This window comes from Streptomyces sp. 11x1 (assembly GCF_032598905.1).
GTDB lineage: Bacteria > Actinomycetota > Actinomycetes > Streptomycetales > Streptomycetaceae > Streptomyces.
In genome coordinates this window covers 9,285,541-9,299,788 of the sequence record NZ_CP122458.1, presented here as the reverse complement: position 1 = coordinate 9,299,788, position 14,248 = coordinate 9,285,541, and the positions used below count along the sequence as shown (strand labels likewise).

Sequence of the window (14,248 nt, the reverse complement as noted above, 5' to 3'; positions counted from 1 at the left end):
CCCCCTCAGACGATCGGGTCGTGGACGGTGACGAGCTTGGTGCCGTCCGGGAAGGTCGCCTCGACCTGGACGTCGTGGATCATCTCGGGGATGCCCTCCATGACGTCGTCCCGGGTGAGCAACTGCCGCCCGGACGCCATGAGTTCGGCCACCGTACGGCCGTCCCGCGCGCCTTCCAGGAGGTGCGCGGTGATGAGCGCGACGGCCTCGGGGTGGTTCAGCTTCAGGCCACGGGCCCGGCGCTTCTCCGCCACGTCGGCCGCCACATGGATCAGCAGCCTCTCCTGCTCGTGCGGGCTCAGTTGCACGGCGTCCACCTCACATCCTCGCTCCGGACCGTGCGGGATCCGGTTGCCTCGCCACCGGGTAAATTCGCTGGTGGCGTGGCCGCAGGCTAATTGGGTGGCGTTTCGGCGACGTTAACGCCCCGCCCGCTCAGTCCCGGTCTTCGGGTCGCCCATGCTCGTCAGCGCCCGCAGACCCAGCTCGACCACCTGGACCGGCGCTTCCCCGAAGAGCGCGTACTGGGCGAGGAACCCCTGGGCGAGCGCCACCATCGTCCGCGCGACGCTGATCGCGGGGATGTCGGCCCGCATCATGCCGGCGTCCTGGTACGCCTCGACGATCTTGACCCACGGCTTGCGGACCTCTGCGAACCCCTCCTGAAGGATGGCGTGCAGCTCGGGGTTGCGCAGCGTCTCGGCCCAGACCTGGACCATGAGCCTCGGATAGAGGGACTCCCCCGCCTCCCCCAGCATCGGCTGCCGGTGCAGGACCCGGCGCAGGACCGTGCCGATCAGCACGTCCGGCGGCGGAGGAGGGCTCTGCGTGGTGGCCTCCTCGAACGCTGCGCGCACCTCGGCGAGGACGGTGCCCGCGATCGCGGCGATCAGCTCCTCCTTGCCGCTGAAGTACCGGTAGACCGCCCCGGCGGAGAGGTCCGCCTCCTTCAGCACGTCCTGCATGGACGTGGCGTGGAAGCCGTTGCGTGCGAAGCAGCGGGCGGCGGCGTCGAGGATCTGGCGGCGGCGGGCGTCGAGGCGCTCCTGGGATACGCGAGGCATGCCGCCAAACGTAAAACGAACGTTCCTTCTTGACAAGCGCGACCCCCCGGGACATGGTGGGTTCAAGAAAAACGAACGATCCTTCTTTTTGGGAGGCACAGATGTCCGCCCCGTCCGCTGCATCCACCGCGGCCCAGGCCACGGGCACAGGCACCACCCCCGCCGCAGCCACCCCCTCCGCCAGCGCGGCGACCCCGGGTCACTCGGCACCTCCCGGCCGTCGCATGGTCGCGATCATCGTCCTGGTCCCGCTCGTCGCGGCACTCGCGCTCTGGGCCTTCGCCTGGCCCAACGCCCGCACCGCGCCGCGCGACCTGCCGCTCGGCGTGGCCGGACCGGCGTCCGCCGTCACCCAGGTCGAGCAGCAGCTCGAGCAGCGGGACGGCGCGTTCGAGATCCACCGCTACGCCGACGAGGCGGCCGCCCGGGAGGCGATCGAGGACCGGGATGTATACGGCGCGGTGGTCGTCTCCCCGGCCGGGCCCAAGCTGCTCACCGCCTCGGCCGCGAGCCCGATGGTCGCCCAGTTGCTGCAGCAGGCCGTGACGGAGCAGGCCGCGCAGGAAGGCGCCCGGGTGACGACCACCGACGTGGTGGCCGGCCCGGCGAGCGACCCGCGGGGCGCGGCCTTCGGTTCGAGCGTGCTGCCCCTGGCCCTGGCCGGGACGGCGTCCGGCGCCATGATCACCCTGCTCGGGCTGCGCCGGGGTCGTGCGGCGGCCGCGTTGATCGGGGCCGCCGCGCTGGTGGGGGCCGCGGCCGCCACCCTCGCCGACAGCTGGCTCGGTGTGCTCGGCGGTCACTGGTGGGCCGAGGCCGGCGTGCTGGGCCTGGCGACCCTGGCCGTCGGCGCCACCGTGGCCGGACTCGCCGCGCTGCTGGGCAGGGCGGGCCTCGGTCTGGGCGCCCTGCTGATCGTGTTCCTCGGCAACCCGTTCGCGGGCGCCTCCTCCGCACCCCAGATGCTCCCGGAGCCTGCGGGCGCCCTCGGTCAGCTCCTCCCGCCCGGCGCCGGGGCGTCGCTCCTCAGGTCGGTGTCCTTCTTCGACGGCGCCGGTGCCCTGACCCCGACCTTGGTGCTGACCGCGTGGGCCGCCCTCGGTCTGACGGCGATCCTCCTGGCCGGCCTGCGCGAGCGCAGCACCCGCCCCGCCGAGCGGACCGCCCCGAAGCCGACCCCGGCCCACTGAGCCCGGCGACCGCTCTTCCACACCGGCCGTGCACCCCCGCTGTAGCGGACGGGGGCGCACGGCCTTTCGGTTGCCGGTCTCCCGCGTCTACACGGGAAGCGACCGCCACCCGGGCCCAGCCCACCGCTCGTGCCAGGAGTCCTACGAAGCCCCCGGCCCCCGGTGCTCGGCCGCGATGCCGAAGCGCTGTTGTTCCGGCGCCGTCGGCGCTACCTCGCGTACTCGGGAGACGGCACTGATCACCGGCTCGTCGGTGGGCTCCTGGAGGGCTTCGAGCTGCTCCAGGTCCGCCGCGGAGACCAGGGCGACGAGGGGCTTGCCGTGCCGCGTCACGACGACGCGCTCGCCGCCGTAGACCACGCGGTTGATCAGATCGGCGAGCTCAGCCCTGGCTTGCGTCACCGGAATCTCGTAGGCCATGCAGTCCAGCTTAGACCGGGGGCCTTGCGCCGCCCCGAGTACGGGATCCCGCTCCGGCCGACCAAAACCCCTCCTCTCCGGTACGTACGTCCTGTACATTTTTTACAGAAATCGATCAGAGGAGGCGCGTCCCATGCCAGCGAACCGCGTGCCCGCGAACCGGCCGTCGGCCCGTCATGTGCTGCCCGAGTTCACCGAGCGCACCAGTGCGGGTCACCGAACGATGGATCCGTACGCCAAGTTGTTGGAAGAACGGATCGTGTTCCTCGGGACGCAGATCGACGACACCTCGGCGAACGACGTGATGGCGCAGTTCATGCACCTCGAACACCAGTCGCCGGACCGCGACATCTCGCTGTACATCAACTCGCCCGGCGGCTCGTTCAGCGCGATGACGGCGCTCTACGACACCATCCGCTTCGTCACCTGCGACGTGGAGACCGTCTGTCTGGGGCAGGCGGGTTCGGCCGCCGCGGTGCTGCTCGCGGCGGGCACGCCGGGCAAGCGGTTCGTGCTGCCCGGCGCGCGCGTGCTGATCCACCAGCCGGCGGTGGCCGACCGGATCGAGGGGCAGGCCAGTGATCTGGCGATCCAGGCCGAGGAGTTGACGCGCAACCGCCGGAAGCTGGAGAAGATGCTCGTCCGGCACACGGGCCGGAGCCCGGAGCGGATCAGCGCCGACATCGAGCGGGACACCTTCCTCGACGCGGAGGCGGCGGTGGAGTACGGCCTGGCCGATCGGGTAATCCCGAGCCACAGGGCCTCGCGTGCGCTCCGCGGCGCGAGGTGAGCCGTCGATGCTCCCGCCGGAACTACCGCCGTTGCCCGCGCTCACGCGCGCCGAGGCCGAGCTGATCGACCGATACCTGGATGCGGTCGATCTGCTCGGCCGGATCAATCCGGCCCGACCGGGCGACACCTACCACGGGTTGCGCGCGGCGCAGGCTCTCGTCGCCAAGGCGACCGCCCTGCGCGACGCGCTCGAACTGATGCACAGGCGTGGAGAGCACGAGGTGCACGCCCCGACGCTCGCGCGAGCCCTGCGGGTCATGGCCGGCGAGCGGCGGGCGGGGCGGGTGACGCTGCCGCCGGAGCCGGAGGACTCACCCGCCTAGGTGTGTTGACCCGAGAGGTTGGTGACGCGCCTGAACCGATCCCGGAGCGCTCGCCGTACTACTGACGGAGCGTCCGGTCCAGGTTTCGCGCCGTCCGGACGGCCTACCGCTATCGACCCATCGGCCCATACGTCGCGAGGACCTGTGAAGTTGCGCAACATGCCTGGTACCGTGCCGGAATATGCCATTCCGGTGCTGGTGCGGACCTCCCCGACCGCTTGGACACAACAGCTGAAAAGGGTCTGTCCACCCGAACGGGCGAGTGGTGAGTAAGACCACAAATCCACGGTTCCGTTGGGATTTTCGGACGTCCGTACGCCAAGATCCCTTCCTGACGACAAGCCCCCGCCGCAGCGGCGGGGCGATCCGGGTGGACGCCGAGTCCTGCCGCTACCCGGATGACCGGTCGACAGAAGTGCATCGGCAGGAGTGGAGGACCCAAGCACGACGGGTCGCCGGAACGGTCAAGCCATGACCGGGCCGAGCAGCCCTTGGGGTGAAGCCGCGTCAGCGGCCGGGCAACTTCGCCAGCCCGAATCCGACAGGTCATCCTTCACAGGCGGCTGACGAAGGGTTGCGCATGACTGCGCTGAATCGTGTCCCGTCGCTGTTGACCCGGGCCGGCACGGCCTCGGCTCTGACCATCGCCGCTGTCAGCGGCAGCATCGTGGTCCCGGGCGCCGCATCCGGCGCCGAGGCCGCCACGGTGGCGTCGAAGGCACTGAAGGTCGCGGCTTCCAAGAAGGGCTCCCCTTACAAGTACGGCGCCACGGGCCCGAGCAGGTTCGACTGCTCAGGGCTGACGCTCTACTCGTTCAAGAAGGCGGGCAAGAAGCTGCCCCGCACTGCTCAGCAGCAGTACAACAAGACGAAGCACATCTCCGCGAGCAGCCGCAAGCTCGGAGACCTCGTCTTCTTCCACTCGGGCTCGAACGTCTACCACGTCGGTATCTACGCGGGGAAGGGAAAGATCTGGCACTCGCCGAAGACGGGTGACGTCGTCCGGCTGCAGAAGCTGTGGACGAAGAACGTCTGGTACGGCCGGGTCCGCTGACCCACCGTCCGGGGCGGCGGAGAGCTCTGCCGCCCCGGACGGGCGTGCGACCGGCGGTTTTGGATACCCGTTCGACCATGGCCGACCAACGCACCCGCCCCGCACGCAACGAGACCCCGCTCGAACGCGCCGACCGCAATTTCTCCGAGCTGCTGCAGGAGTTGCGCGTCACCCAGACCGGGGTGCAGATCCTCTTCGCGTTCCTGCTGACGTTGGCCTTCACCCCGCGCTTTCCGGACCTGGACTCCGTCCAGCGCGCCACGTACGTCACCACCCTGCTGCTCTCGGTCCTCGCGGCGACGCTCTTCACCGCCCCGGCCGCCCTGCACCGCTCGCTCTTCCAGCAGAACGCCAAGCCCGTCATCGTCCAGGTCTCTTCGAGGCTGGCCACCGCGGGCCTGATCGTGCTGATGCCGGCCTTCACCGGATCGGTCCTGCTCGTCGTGGACGTGACGCTCGGCCGGAAGGCCGGGATCACCGCCGGGGCCGGCACCTTCCTCGTGTGCCTGAGCCTGTGGGCCGTCCTCCCGAAGCTGGTGAGCCGAGTCTCGGACCGCTACGGCTCGATTCCGACCACGCGCGCACCCGCGCCGCCGTCGACGACACCTCAGGGCCCGGGCACCAGCACGGATACGGTCACGAGCCCGGAAACGGACCGGGACGCCGTCACGTCTCCTGCGGACCGCCTGCGCTGAGCGGCTGCGCCGGGACCGTCCAGGGCAGTTCGATCGCCACCGTCTTGCCGCCCTCCCGGGTGGGTCTGACGCTGAGCCTGCCCCCGCACTCGGCGGTCAGCCAGCGGATGATGACCATGCCCCGGCCGTTGTCCTGCTGGACGGCGGCCGGCAGCCGTTTCGGAAAGCGTGGATGGCTGTCGGTGACGCCGATGCACAGCTGCTCGTCCCGGTCGAGGGCGATGTCCACGGTGAAGGTGGGCGACTGACCGCGGGTGTGCTGGACGGCGTTGGTGGCGAGCTCGGACACGATCAGGCGCACGGTGTCCGCGATGTCGGTGTCGCCCGGCAGACCCCATTCGGCGAGCACGCCGGCGACGTAGTTCCGGGCCGTGGACACCGAGGCGGGATCGCTCGGCAGAGTGACGGATGCTTCCAGGTGATCTGCCATGGCGAGGCGTCCCTTTCCCACGGGACCGGATGTCAGACAGGGAGCGGATGGCTCGACTACGGTCCCGGACTGGTGCTTCGCGCCAGACTGCCACTACCTGGGCTGTCTCGGGTGGCGATCCACCAAGATATGCATATATCTGTCGCTCGAAGCGGTGAACTATCCGACGGCCGACCGTATTTCGGTGGGGGTTTCGTCCATCCTCTGTCGTCACCCCGACTTCGCGCGCCGGGCGGAAGGAGAATCCCATGCAGTACGGTCCGGCGGTGCGCCGCCGCAGGCTCGGTGCCGAGTTGCGTGTCCTGCGCACCCGTTCCGCGCTCACCAGCATCGAGGCGGCCCACCGCGTGGGCTGGCACCAGTCCAAGGTGAGCCGGATCGAGACGGGCGCGAGCGGGGTGAAGCCCGCGGACGTACGCAAGCTGCTGGACGTGTACGGGGTCTGCGACGCCGAATTACGGGAGCTGCTCCTGGCGCTGGCGGGCTCCGAGGACGGCGGCGGGCGGCACAACTGGTGGCACGCGTACCGGGGCGTACTACCGCCGACGTACCGGGACTTCATCAGCCTGGAGTCGCAGGCCGGGGGGATGCGGACGCTGGAGACCTCGGTGGTGCCCGGCCTGCTGCAGATTCCCGAGTACGCGCGGGCGGTGACCCGGGCCGCGGTGGAGGGGCTGGAAGACGACAAACTCGACGCGCTCGTGGAAGTGCGGCTCGCGCGGCAGGAAGTACTGCGGGGGAACCCGGCGCTGAAGCTGAGCGCCGTGCTCGACGAGGGCGTTCTCCGACGTGAGGTGGGCGGGGCCGAGATCATGGCCCGGCAGCTGGGCCGGCTGGTCGAGGCGGCCCGCCTTCCCCAGGTGCGACTGCAGGTGCTCCCGTTCACTGCCGGGGCGCACATCGGCGTCACGGGCCCTTTCGTAATTTTCTCATTTCGGAGCACATCCGATCTGGACGTGGTTGTTCTCGACCACTTGACGAGTAGCCTCTACCTCGAACGGAAAGAAGACCTCAAGGCGTATGTCGAGGCCTTCAACGCCCTTCAGATCCACGCCCTTTCGCCCGAGGACTCGTTGGATTACATCGCCGGGCTAGCCGCCGGCACGTAAGGAGGCACCATGTCCGCACTGCCTCGGAACGTACCCACCAGTACCGAACTACGCGGAGTGCGATGGCTGCGCAGCAGTCGCAGCACCGGAATGAACAACTGCGTGGAGACGGCCCGTCCCGCGTCCGGCCGCTGGGCCGGCCTGGTGGCCGTACGCGATTCGAAGAACACGGCGGGGCCCGCCCTGCTGTTCGAACCCGACGCCTGGGAGGGATTCATCACCACGCTTCGGTGACCACCACCGACAGCGTTCGTACTTCCGCTTACGGCGACGCTCGGCCCTGACGCCGACTCACGGCCGCGTATCGCCGATGATCCCCACGGCTCGGTCGATCTGCTCCCGCGTGAGATCCGCGCGGGCGGTCAGCCGCAGCCGCGAAACGCCGTCCGGTACGGACGGTGGACGGAAACAACCGACGGCGAGACCCGCCGCCCGGCAGTCCGCCGCCCACCGCACCGCCTGATCCGGCGACGGCGCGCGTACGGAGACCACGGCGGCGTCGGGCCGCACCGCTTCATGGCCCGACGCCGTCAGCCGTGTGTGCAGCTCCCGCGCCACCTCGCGGGCCCGTGCGGCGCGCTCCGGCTCACGGCGCAGCAGCCGGAGCGCGGCGAGCGCCGCTCCGGTCGCCGCGGGGGCGAGGCCCGTGTCGAAGATGAACGTCCGGGCCGCGTTGACCAGGTGGTCGATGACCTTCGCGGGCCCGAGCACCGCACCGCCCTGGCTGCCCAGCGACTTCGACAGCGTGACCGTCACGACCACGTCGGGGGCGCCCGCGAGCCCCGCCGCGTAGGGCGCGCCCCGGCCGCCGTCGCCGAGGACACCGAGGCCGTGCGCGTCGTCCACCACGAGCCCGGCGCCGAACTCACGGCAGGCGGCGGCCAGTCCGGTCAGCGGGGCGGCGTCGCCGTCCACGGAGAACACCGTGTCGGAGACGGCGACGGCAGGTGCCCCGCCGCCCGTGGCGAGAGCCTTGCGGACCGCCTCCGGGTCGGCGTGGGCCACGACCTGGGCGGTGCCCCGGGCCAGCCGGCAGCCGTCGATGAGGGAGGCGTGGTTGCCCGCGTCCGAGACGATCAGGGAGCCGTGCGGGGCGAGCGCGGTGACGGCGGCGAGGTTGGCCGCGTAGCCGGAGGAGAAGACGAGGGCGGCCTCGAAACCGCAGAAGTCGGCGAGTTCCCGCTCCAGCTCGCCGTGCAGCTCGGTGGTGCCGGTGACGAGCCGGGAGCCGGTGGCGCCGGCGCCCCAGCGGCGCGCGGCCTCGGCGGCGCCCTCGGTGATCTCGGGGTGCCGGGACAGACCCAGGTAGTCGTTGCTCGCGAGGTCGAGGAGCGGCGAGTCGGCGGGGCGGGGGCGCAGGGTGCGCACCAGCCCGGCCCGGCGGCGCGCCGAGGCCTGCTCGTCGATCCAGCCGAACGCCATGGGTCCTCCGGTTTGATGTGCGGCCCGCAGCACCGGGCCGTCGTGGACGGCTCGGCGGGGGCTTTTGTAGGCAGTGCACAGACACTAACGGCCGGACCAGCCGCCCACGATGTGGCAATACCCACACGTCGATCCCACTCTGTTGTCCGAAGCCTCCTTGGCCGGGAGCGGTCCCGTAGGACAGGATCGGCTCTCATGGACCTGCTGAACACGCTGGTGGACAAGGGGCTCCGGCGAGAGCCGCTGAGCCGTGCCGAGGCGCTCGCCGTTCTGGGCACCTCCGACGACGAGCTGTTGGACGTGGTGGCCGCGGCCGGGAAGGTACGCCGGCACTGGTTCGGGCGCCGGGTGAAACTGAACTACCTGGTCAACCTCAAGTCGGGCCTGTGCCCCGAGGACTGTTCCTACTGCTCGCAGCGGCTCGGCTCGACCGCCGGCATCCTCAAGTACACCTGGCTCAAGCCGCATGAGGCCTCCGAGGCAGCCGTGGCCGGGCTCGCGGGCGGCGCCAAGCGGGTCTGCCTGGTGGCGTCCGGGCGCGGCCCGACCGACCGGGACGTGGACCGGGTCTCCGACACCATCAAGGCGATCAAGGACGGCAACGAGGGCGTCGAGGTGTGCGCCTGTCTCGGTCTGCTCTCCGACGGCCAGGCGGAACGTCTGCGGGAGGCGGGCGCCGACGCCTACAACCACAACCTGAACACGTCCGAGGCGACGTACGGCGAGATCACGACGACGCACACGTACGCCGACCGGGTGGACACGGTCCAGAAGGCGCACGCGGCCGGTCTGTCGGCCTGCTCGGGGCTGATCGCGGGCATGGGCGAGAGCGACGAGGACCTGGTCGACGTGGTCTTCTCGCTGCGCGAACTGGACCCGGACTCCGTGCCGGTGAACTTCCTGATCCCGTTCGAGGGCACCCCGCTGGCCAAGGAGTGGAACCTGACCCCGCAGCGCTGTCTGCGGATCCTGGCGATGGTGCGGTTCGTCTGCCCGGACATCGAGGTGCGGATCGCGGGCGGCCGCGAGGTCCATCTGCGCACGATGCAGCCGCTCGCCCTGCACCTGGCCAACTCGATCTTCCTCGGCGACTACCTCACCAGTGAGGGCCAGGCGGGCAAGGCCGACCTGGAGATGATCGCGGACGCCGGGTTCGAGGTGGAGGGCACCGACCAGGTGACGCTGCCGCGGCACCGGGGGACCGCGGCCGCCGGTGAGGGCTGCGGGTCCGCGGAGAGCGCCGGGTGCGGGTCGCACGCCGGGGGCGGCTGTGGATCGCACGCGGAGGAGGGCGCCGGCGCGGGCGCGGGTTGCGGGTCGCACGCGGGGGGTGGGGTGTGCGGTTCCGCCGACCGGGCCCCGGCCCCGGCCGCCGCGACCCCGGTCGGCGAGGCTCGTACGGATCTGGTGGCCGTACGCCGCCGGGGCGCCGGAACCGACCTCGCGCCCAATGCCTGAGCTGCCCGGTCCGAGCGTGTCCGGGTTGCCCGGACTGAGCGTGCCGGAGCTGCTGGGGCTCGACCGGCGGCATGTGTGGCACCCGTACGGGCCCATGCCGGGCCGTCAGGAACCGCTCGTCGTGGAGTCGGCGAGCGGGGTCCGGCTGAGACTCGCGGACGGTTCGGGCGAGCTGGTCGACGGCATGTCGTCATGGTGGTCGGCGATCCACGGCTACAACCACCCCGTCCTGAACGAGGCGGCGCGCGAGCAGCTCGGCCGGATGAGCCACGTCATGTTCGGCGGGCTCACCCATGAGCCCGCCGTGCGGCTGGCGAAGCACCTCGTCGACCTGTCGCCCGACGGTCTGGAGCATGTGTTCCTCGCCGACTCGGGGTCGGTGTCCGTCGAGGTCGCGGTCAAGATGTGCCTGCAGTACTGGCGCTCGCTCGGCCGCCCCGACAAGCGGCGGCTGCTGACCTGGCGCGGCGGCTACCACGGCGACACCTGGCAGCCCATGTCGGTGTGCGACCCCGAGGGCGGGATGCACGAGCTGTGGCAGGGCGTCCTGCCCCGGCAGGTGTTCGTGGACCCGCCGCCGACCGAGTTCGACGAGGAGTACGCGCAGTCACTGCGCGCGGCGATCGAGCGGCACGCCGGCGAGCTGGCGGCCGTGATCGTGGAGCCTGTGGTGCAGGGGGCGGGCGGGATGCGCTTCCACTCCCCCGCGTATCTACGGGTGCTGCGCGAGGCGTGCGACGCGCACGACGTGCTGCTGGTGTTCGACGAGATCGCCACCGGGTTCGGGCGTACGGGAGCGCTGTTCGCGGCCGACCACGCGGCGGTGACGCCGGATGTGATGTGTGTCGGCAAGGCGCTGACCGGCGGTTATCTGACCCTGGCGGCGGCCCTTTGCACAGCCAGGGTGGCCGACGGGATCTCGCGGGGCGAGGTGCCGGTGCTGGCCCACGGGCCCACCTTCATGGGCAACCCGCTGGCGGCTGCCGTCGCCTGTGCCTCGATCGAGCTGCTGCTGGGTCAGGACTGGCTCGCGGAGGTCAAACGGATCGAGACGGGGCTGCGGGACGGGCTGGCGCCCGCGCGTGAACTGCCGGGGGTGAGGGACGTCCGTGTCCTCGGCGCGATCGGGGTCGTCCAGCTAGACCACCCGGTGGACATGGCGGCCGCCACGGCGGCGGCGGTGCGCGAGGGCGTGTGGCTGCGGCCGTTCCGGGATCTCGTCTACACGATGCCGCCGTACGTCACCGGCGACGAGGACGTGGCGCGGATCGCGCGCGCGGTGTGCGCGGCGGCGAGGGCGGGATGACGGAGAGGGATGACATGACGGTCCTGGTGGTCACGGGGACGGGTACGGAGGTCGGCAAGACGGTCACCACGGCGGCCGTCGCGGCGGTGGCCCTGGCGTCCGGCCGGTCCGTGGCCGTCCTCAAGCCCGCGCAGACCGGCGTACGTCCGGACGAGCGCGGTGACGCGGACGAGGTGGCCCGGCTCGCGGGCACCGTGACGGTACGCGAACTCGCCCGCTATCCGGAGCCGTTGGCCCCCGCGACCGCCGCCCGGCGCGCCGGGCTTCCCGCGGTGCACCCCGAGGACGTGGCCGAGGCGGCGGCGAAGCTGGCGGTCGACCACGACCTGGTACTGGTGGAGGGCGCGGGCGGCCTCCTCGTCCGGTTCGACGAGGCGGGCGGCACGCTGGCGGACACGGCCCGGCTGCTGGGGGCGCCGGTCCTGCTGGTCGCCTCGGCCGGACTGGGTACGTTGAACACGACCGAGCTGACGGCACGCGAACTCGCCGCACGGGAAGTGGAGTCGGCGGGTGTCGTGATCGGCAGCTGGCCCGAGGTCCCGGATCTGGCGTCGCGGTGCAATCTCGCTGATCTGCCGGTGGTCGCGGATGCCCCACTGGTGGGGGCGGTGCCCGCGGGGGCCGGGGCGTTGCCCCCGGCCGCCTTCCGGGCGGCGGCCGGGGGTTGGCTGGCGCCGGCGCTCGGTGGAGTGTGGGACGCCGCTTCCTTCAGTGCGGCCGAAGCCGCGCCGTAGGGGTGCCGCTGCGGTCCGCTGCGGGTACGTCGTGGCTGGTCGCGCAGTTTCCCGCGCCCCTGAGGGGGCGCGCCGCCGCTCTCAGCTCTCCGTCTCCCCCAGCAGCCTCACCAGCTCGATTCTCGATCTGATGCCCAACCGGGAGAACACGCCCCGCAGATGGTGGTCGATCGTGCGCGGGCTCAGGAGCAGCCGCGAGGCGATCTCCCGGTTGGTCGCCCCCTCCGCCGCCATGCGCGCGATCATCAGCTGCTGGGCGGTGAGTCGGGTCGCCAGGGCCTCGGCGGCGGGTGCGGCGGTGGCGCGCTCGCCCAGGGCACGGAGTTCCGCGCGGGCCTGGGACGCGCAGTGCGGGGAGCCGAAGTGGTCGAAGGCCTCCAGGGCGCTGTGCAGCCGGTCGCGGGCCTCGGTGCGGTTGCGGAGCCGCCGCAGGGCGCTGCCGAACAGCAGTTCCGTACGGGCGCGTTCGAAGTCACGGGTGCCGGAGGCGTGCAGGTCGAGGGCGGCGCGGTAGTGCTCGACGGCCTCCTCGCCGGTGGCGAGGAGGGCCCGGCAGCGGGCGCTGAGCGCGAGGTCGTCGGCGCTGCGGACGGTGCGGGCCCAGCGGTCGTAGTCGGCGTGCGCGGCGACGGCCACCCGGGTGTCGCCGGTACGGACGGCGGCCTCGACGTAGTGCGGGGTGGCGAGGTGCCGGATGGCCCGGTGCCCGTGCCCGGGGCCGAACCCGGCGAGGGCGCGCAGCCGGGCGGCCGAGGCGGCGTAGCGGCCGGTGCTCAGGTCGAGGAAGGCGAGGGCGAACATGGCGAGCGCGGCGGGCAGTCCGAGGCCGCGTTCCAGGGCGTGGCCGCGGGCGGACTCGGCGCGCTCCCGGCAGACCTGTTCGTCGCCGGTGATGGCGGCGAACATCGCGAGGGCGGCCTGGAGATGGCAGGCCCCGTTGTCCTGCCCGGTGGCGTACGCCTGGCGCAGGGCGTCCACGGCGGCGGCCTCGGCGGCTTTGGGGCGGCCGGTCCAGAACTCGGCGTAGGCCCGGAACTCCATGGCCTGCGGCACGGTCGCCGTCTCGCCGCCGGCCCGCGCGGAGGCGGCGGCGCGGGCGGTGGCGGTGAAGGCGCGGGTGTGGTCGCCGAGGAGGAGGGCGGCGATCCCGGAGTGGATGAGCCGGGTGGGGTCGCCGCCGGGACCGCAGCGTCCGGCGGCGGCTTCGAGGACGTCGCGGGCGTCGTCGTAGCGTCCCTCGAACGCGGCGGCGAGGGCGCCGAGGGTGCTGGGCGGCAGGATGCCGAGCCCGTCGGCGACGGCGGCGGCCTCGCGGCAGCGGCGGAGGTCCCCGGTGTAGATGGCGGCCTCGGTGGCTCGTGCCAGCAGATGGGAGGCGTGGTCCGAGGTGTGGTCGCCGACGTGCCGGACGGTGGCGGTGAGCAGGGCGTCGAACGCCTCGGCGGCGTTGCCGGCGCGCAGGGCGAGCAGTCCCGCGAGGGCGTCGTCGTCGGTGGCGGCGACGAGACGGCGGGCCCGGTCGCCGTCGCCGGACTGCCAGGCCTCGGCGGCGGCCCGGGCGAGCAGGGGCGCGCGTTCGGCCGGTTCGGGGGTGAGGCCGGCGGCGCGTTCGGCGAGGGCGGACGCGAGGGCCGGGTCGCCGATGGCACGTGCCACCCGTGACGCGAGACGGAGTTCGGCGGCGAGGCGGCGGCTCGGGCCGAGGGCGGCGGCGGCCCGGTGCCAGGACCGGCCGGGTCGCTCGCCCTCGCCGCTGAGGACGGCGGCGAGGAGGCGGTGGGCCTCGCGCCGGTCGGCCGTGGACGCGGACTCGTACACGGCGATCCGGGTCCAGGCGTCCCGGAAGACGATGCCCTGGGCGGTGGTGTGCGCGAGGCCGGCCGCCTCCGCCGTGTCGAGCGGCCGGGTGTCGAGGCGGGCGGCGGTGACGGCGCGCGCGTAGGCGTGCGTCGCCACCGGGTACTGGTCGGCGGCGGCGAGGAGCAGCAGGAAGCGGGTGTCGTCGGGCAGGGCCCGTACGTCCCGCCGGTGGGTTCGCAGGAGGGTGGGGGCCAGTGCGAGGGGCTCGGCGGGGAGCGGGTCGAGGCCCGTGAGCTGGCGGGGGGTGAGGGCCGCGGCGAGTTCCGCGGCGGCCCGCGGGTCGCCGTGGGCGGCGTGCAGCAGGCGTACACGCACGCCTTCGGACAGCGTGGGCACGGCGGCCGACGCTGCGTCCGGGCTCGGCCACGCGTTCATGGGGGGCGGTGGCGAG

Annotated in this window: 16 protein-coding genes and 1 riboswitch; of the genes, 10 read left to right on the top strand and 6 right to left on the bottom strand. The window is 72.4% G+C overall.

All coding sequences use genetic code 11. From position 1 onward, the window contains the following. Positions 1-5: 5 nt before the first annotated feature. Both P8T65_RS40940 and P8T65_RS40935 read right to left on the bottom strand, forming a co-directional pair. Positions 6-308 carry an urease subunit gamma gene (locus P8T65_RS40940; protein ID WP_316731877.1) on the bottom strand — a complete coding sequence of 101 codons (303 nt, stop codon included), beginning with the start codon at positions 306-308 and terminating at the stop codon, positions 6-8. 111 nt (positions 309-419) lie between these two features. Then, positions 420-1,064 (bottom strand): TetR/AcrR family transcriptional regulator, encoded by a 645-nt coding sequence (locus P8T65_RS40935; RefSeq protein WP_316730471.1) that lies wholly within the window; start codon positions 1,062-1,064, stop codon positions 420-422. A 101-nt stretch (positions 1,065-1,165) separates the two neighbouring features. Here P8T65_RS40935 and P8T65_RS40930 point away from each other — a divergent pair, with 101 nt between their 5' ends. Next, positions 1,166-2,254, top strand: a complete 1,089-nt coding sequence (locus P8T65_RS40930; protein ID WP_316730470.1) for an ABC transporter permease — start codon at positions 1,166-1,168, stop codon at positions 2,252-2,254. Positions 2,255-2,395: 141 nt separating this feature from the next. Here P8T65_RS40930 and P8T65_RS40925 read toward each other — a convergent pair whose 3' ends face one another. Next, a complete protein-coding gene (locus P8T65_RS40925) occupies positions 2,396-2,674 on the bottom strand; it encodes a type II toxin-antitoxin system Phd/YefM family antitoxin (protein WP_316730469.1) in 279 nt (92 codons plus the stop codon). A 133-nt stretch (positions 2,675-2,807) separates the two neighbouring features. Here P8T65_RS40925 and P8T65_RS40920 point away from each other — a divergent pair, with 133 nt between their 5' ends. From P8T65_RS40920 to P8T65_RS40905, 4 genes are all read left to right on the top strand, one after another. Next, positions 2,808-3,464 (top strand): ATP-dependent Clp protease proteolytic subunit, encoded by a 657-nt coding sequence (locus tag P8T65_RS40920; RefSeq protein WP_316730467.1) that lies wholly within the window; start codon positions 2,808-2,810, stop codon positions 3,462-3,464. A 7-nt stretch (positions 3,465-3,471) separates the two neighbouring features. Continuing rightward, positions 3,472-3,789, top strand: a complete 318-nt coding sequence (locus tag P8T65_RS40915; protein ID WP_316730465.1) for a hypothetical protein — start codon at positions 3,472-3,474, stop codon at positions 3,787-3,789. Positions 3,790-4,154: 365 nt separating this feature from the next. Next, positions 4,155-4,366, top strand: a riboswitch (cyclic di-AMP (ydaO/yuaA leader). 3 nt (positions 4,367-4,369) lie between these two features. Then, positions 4,370-4,843, top strand: a complete 474-nt coding sequence (locus P8T65_RS40910; protein ID WP_184896845.1) for a C40 family peptidase — start codon at positions 4,370-4,372, stop codon at positions 4,841-4,843. A gap of 77 nt (positions 4,844-4,920) precedes the next feature. Then, entirely contained in the window at positions 4,921-5,538 is a 618-nt protein-coding gene (locus P8T65_RS40905; RefSeq protein ID WP_316730463.1) for a DUF6328 family protein, read from the top strand. On the opposite strand, the gene P8T65_RS40900 is transcribed toward P8T65_RS40905, so the two are convergent. Then, positions 5,510-5,968, bottom strand: coding sequence for an ATP-binding protein (locus P8T65_RS40900; protein ID WP_316730462.1), 459 nt, complete (start codon positions 5,966-5,968; stop codon positions 5,510-5,512). The genes P8T65_RS40905 and P8T65_RS40900 overlap by 29 nt on opposite strands. Before the next feature lie 248 nt (positions 5,969-6,216). On the opposite strand from P8T65_RS40900, the gene P8T65_RS40895 reads away from it, so the two are divergent. Beyond that, positions 6,217-7,077: a helix-turn-helix transcriptional regulator gene (locus P8T65_RS40895; RefSeq protein ID WP_316730461.1), complete on the top strand. Its 861-nt coding sequence runs from the start codon at positions 6,217-6,219 to the stop codon at positions 7,075-7,077. Positions 7,078-7,086: 9 nt separating this feature from the next. Continuing rightward, on the top strand, positions 7,087-7,311 hold the full coding sequence (locus tag P8T65_RS40890; protein WP_033529020.1) for a DUF397 domain-containing protein: 225 nt from the start codon (positions 7,087-7,089) through the stop codon (positions 7,309-7,311). Positions 7,312-7,368: 57 nt separating this feature from the next. Here P8T65_RS40890 and P8T65_RS40885 read toward each other — a convergent pair whose 3' ends face one another. Next, the gene (locus P8T65_RS40885; protein WP_316730459.1) at positions 7,369-8,499 is read right to left on the bottom strand and encodes an 8-amino-7-oxononanoate synthase; all 1,131 of its coding nucleotides are present in this window, start codon (positions 8,497-8,499) and stop codon (positions 7,369-7,371) included. A 195-nt stretch (positions 8,500-8,694) separates the two neighbouring features. Here P8T65_RS40885 and bioB point away from each other — a divergent pair, with 195 nt between their 5' ends. The 3 genes from bioB to bioD are packed head-to-tail and all read left to right on the top strand — an operon-like array spanning position 8,695 to position 11,997. Further along, positions 8,695-9,957 (top strand): biotin synthase BioB, encoded by a 1,263-nt coding sequence (bioB, locus tag P8T65_RS40880; RefSeq protein WP_316730458.1) that lies wholly within the window; start codon positions 8,695-8,697, stop codon positions 9,955-9,957. Next, the gene (locus P8T65_RS40875) at positions 9,950-11,263 is read left to right on the top strand and encodes an adenosylmethionine--8-amino-7-oxononanoate transaminase (protein WP_316730457.1); all 1,314 of its coding nucleotides are present in this window, start codon (positions 9,950-9,952) and stop codon (positions 11,261-11,263) included. Before bioB ends, P8T65_RS40875 begins: the two co-directional genes overlap by 8 nt. A gap of 14 nt (positions 11,264-11,277) precedes the next feature. Continuing rightward, entirely contained in the window at positions 11,278-11,997 is a 720-nt protein-coding gene (gene bioD / locus P8T65_RS40870) for a dethiobiotin synthase (protein WP_316731876.1), read from the top strand. 81 nt (positions 11,998-12,078) lie between these two features. Here the strand turns inward: bioD and P8T65_RS40865 are convergent, their stop codons facing one another. Then, on the bottom strand, positions 12,079-14,232 hold the full coding sequence (locus P8T65_RS40865; protein ID WP_316730456.1) for a LuxR C-terminal-related transcriptional regulator: 2,154 nt from the start codon (positions 14,230-14,232) through the stop codon (positions 12,079-12,081). Positions 14,233-14,248 lie beyond the last annotated feature (16 nt).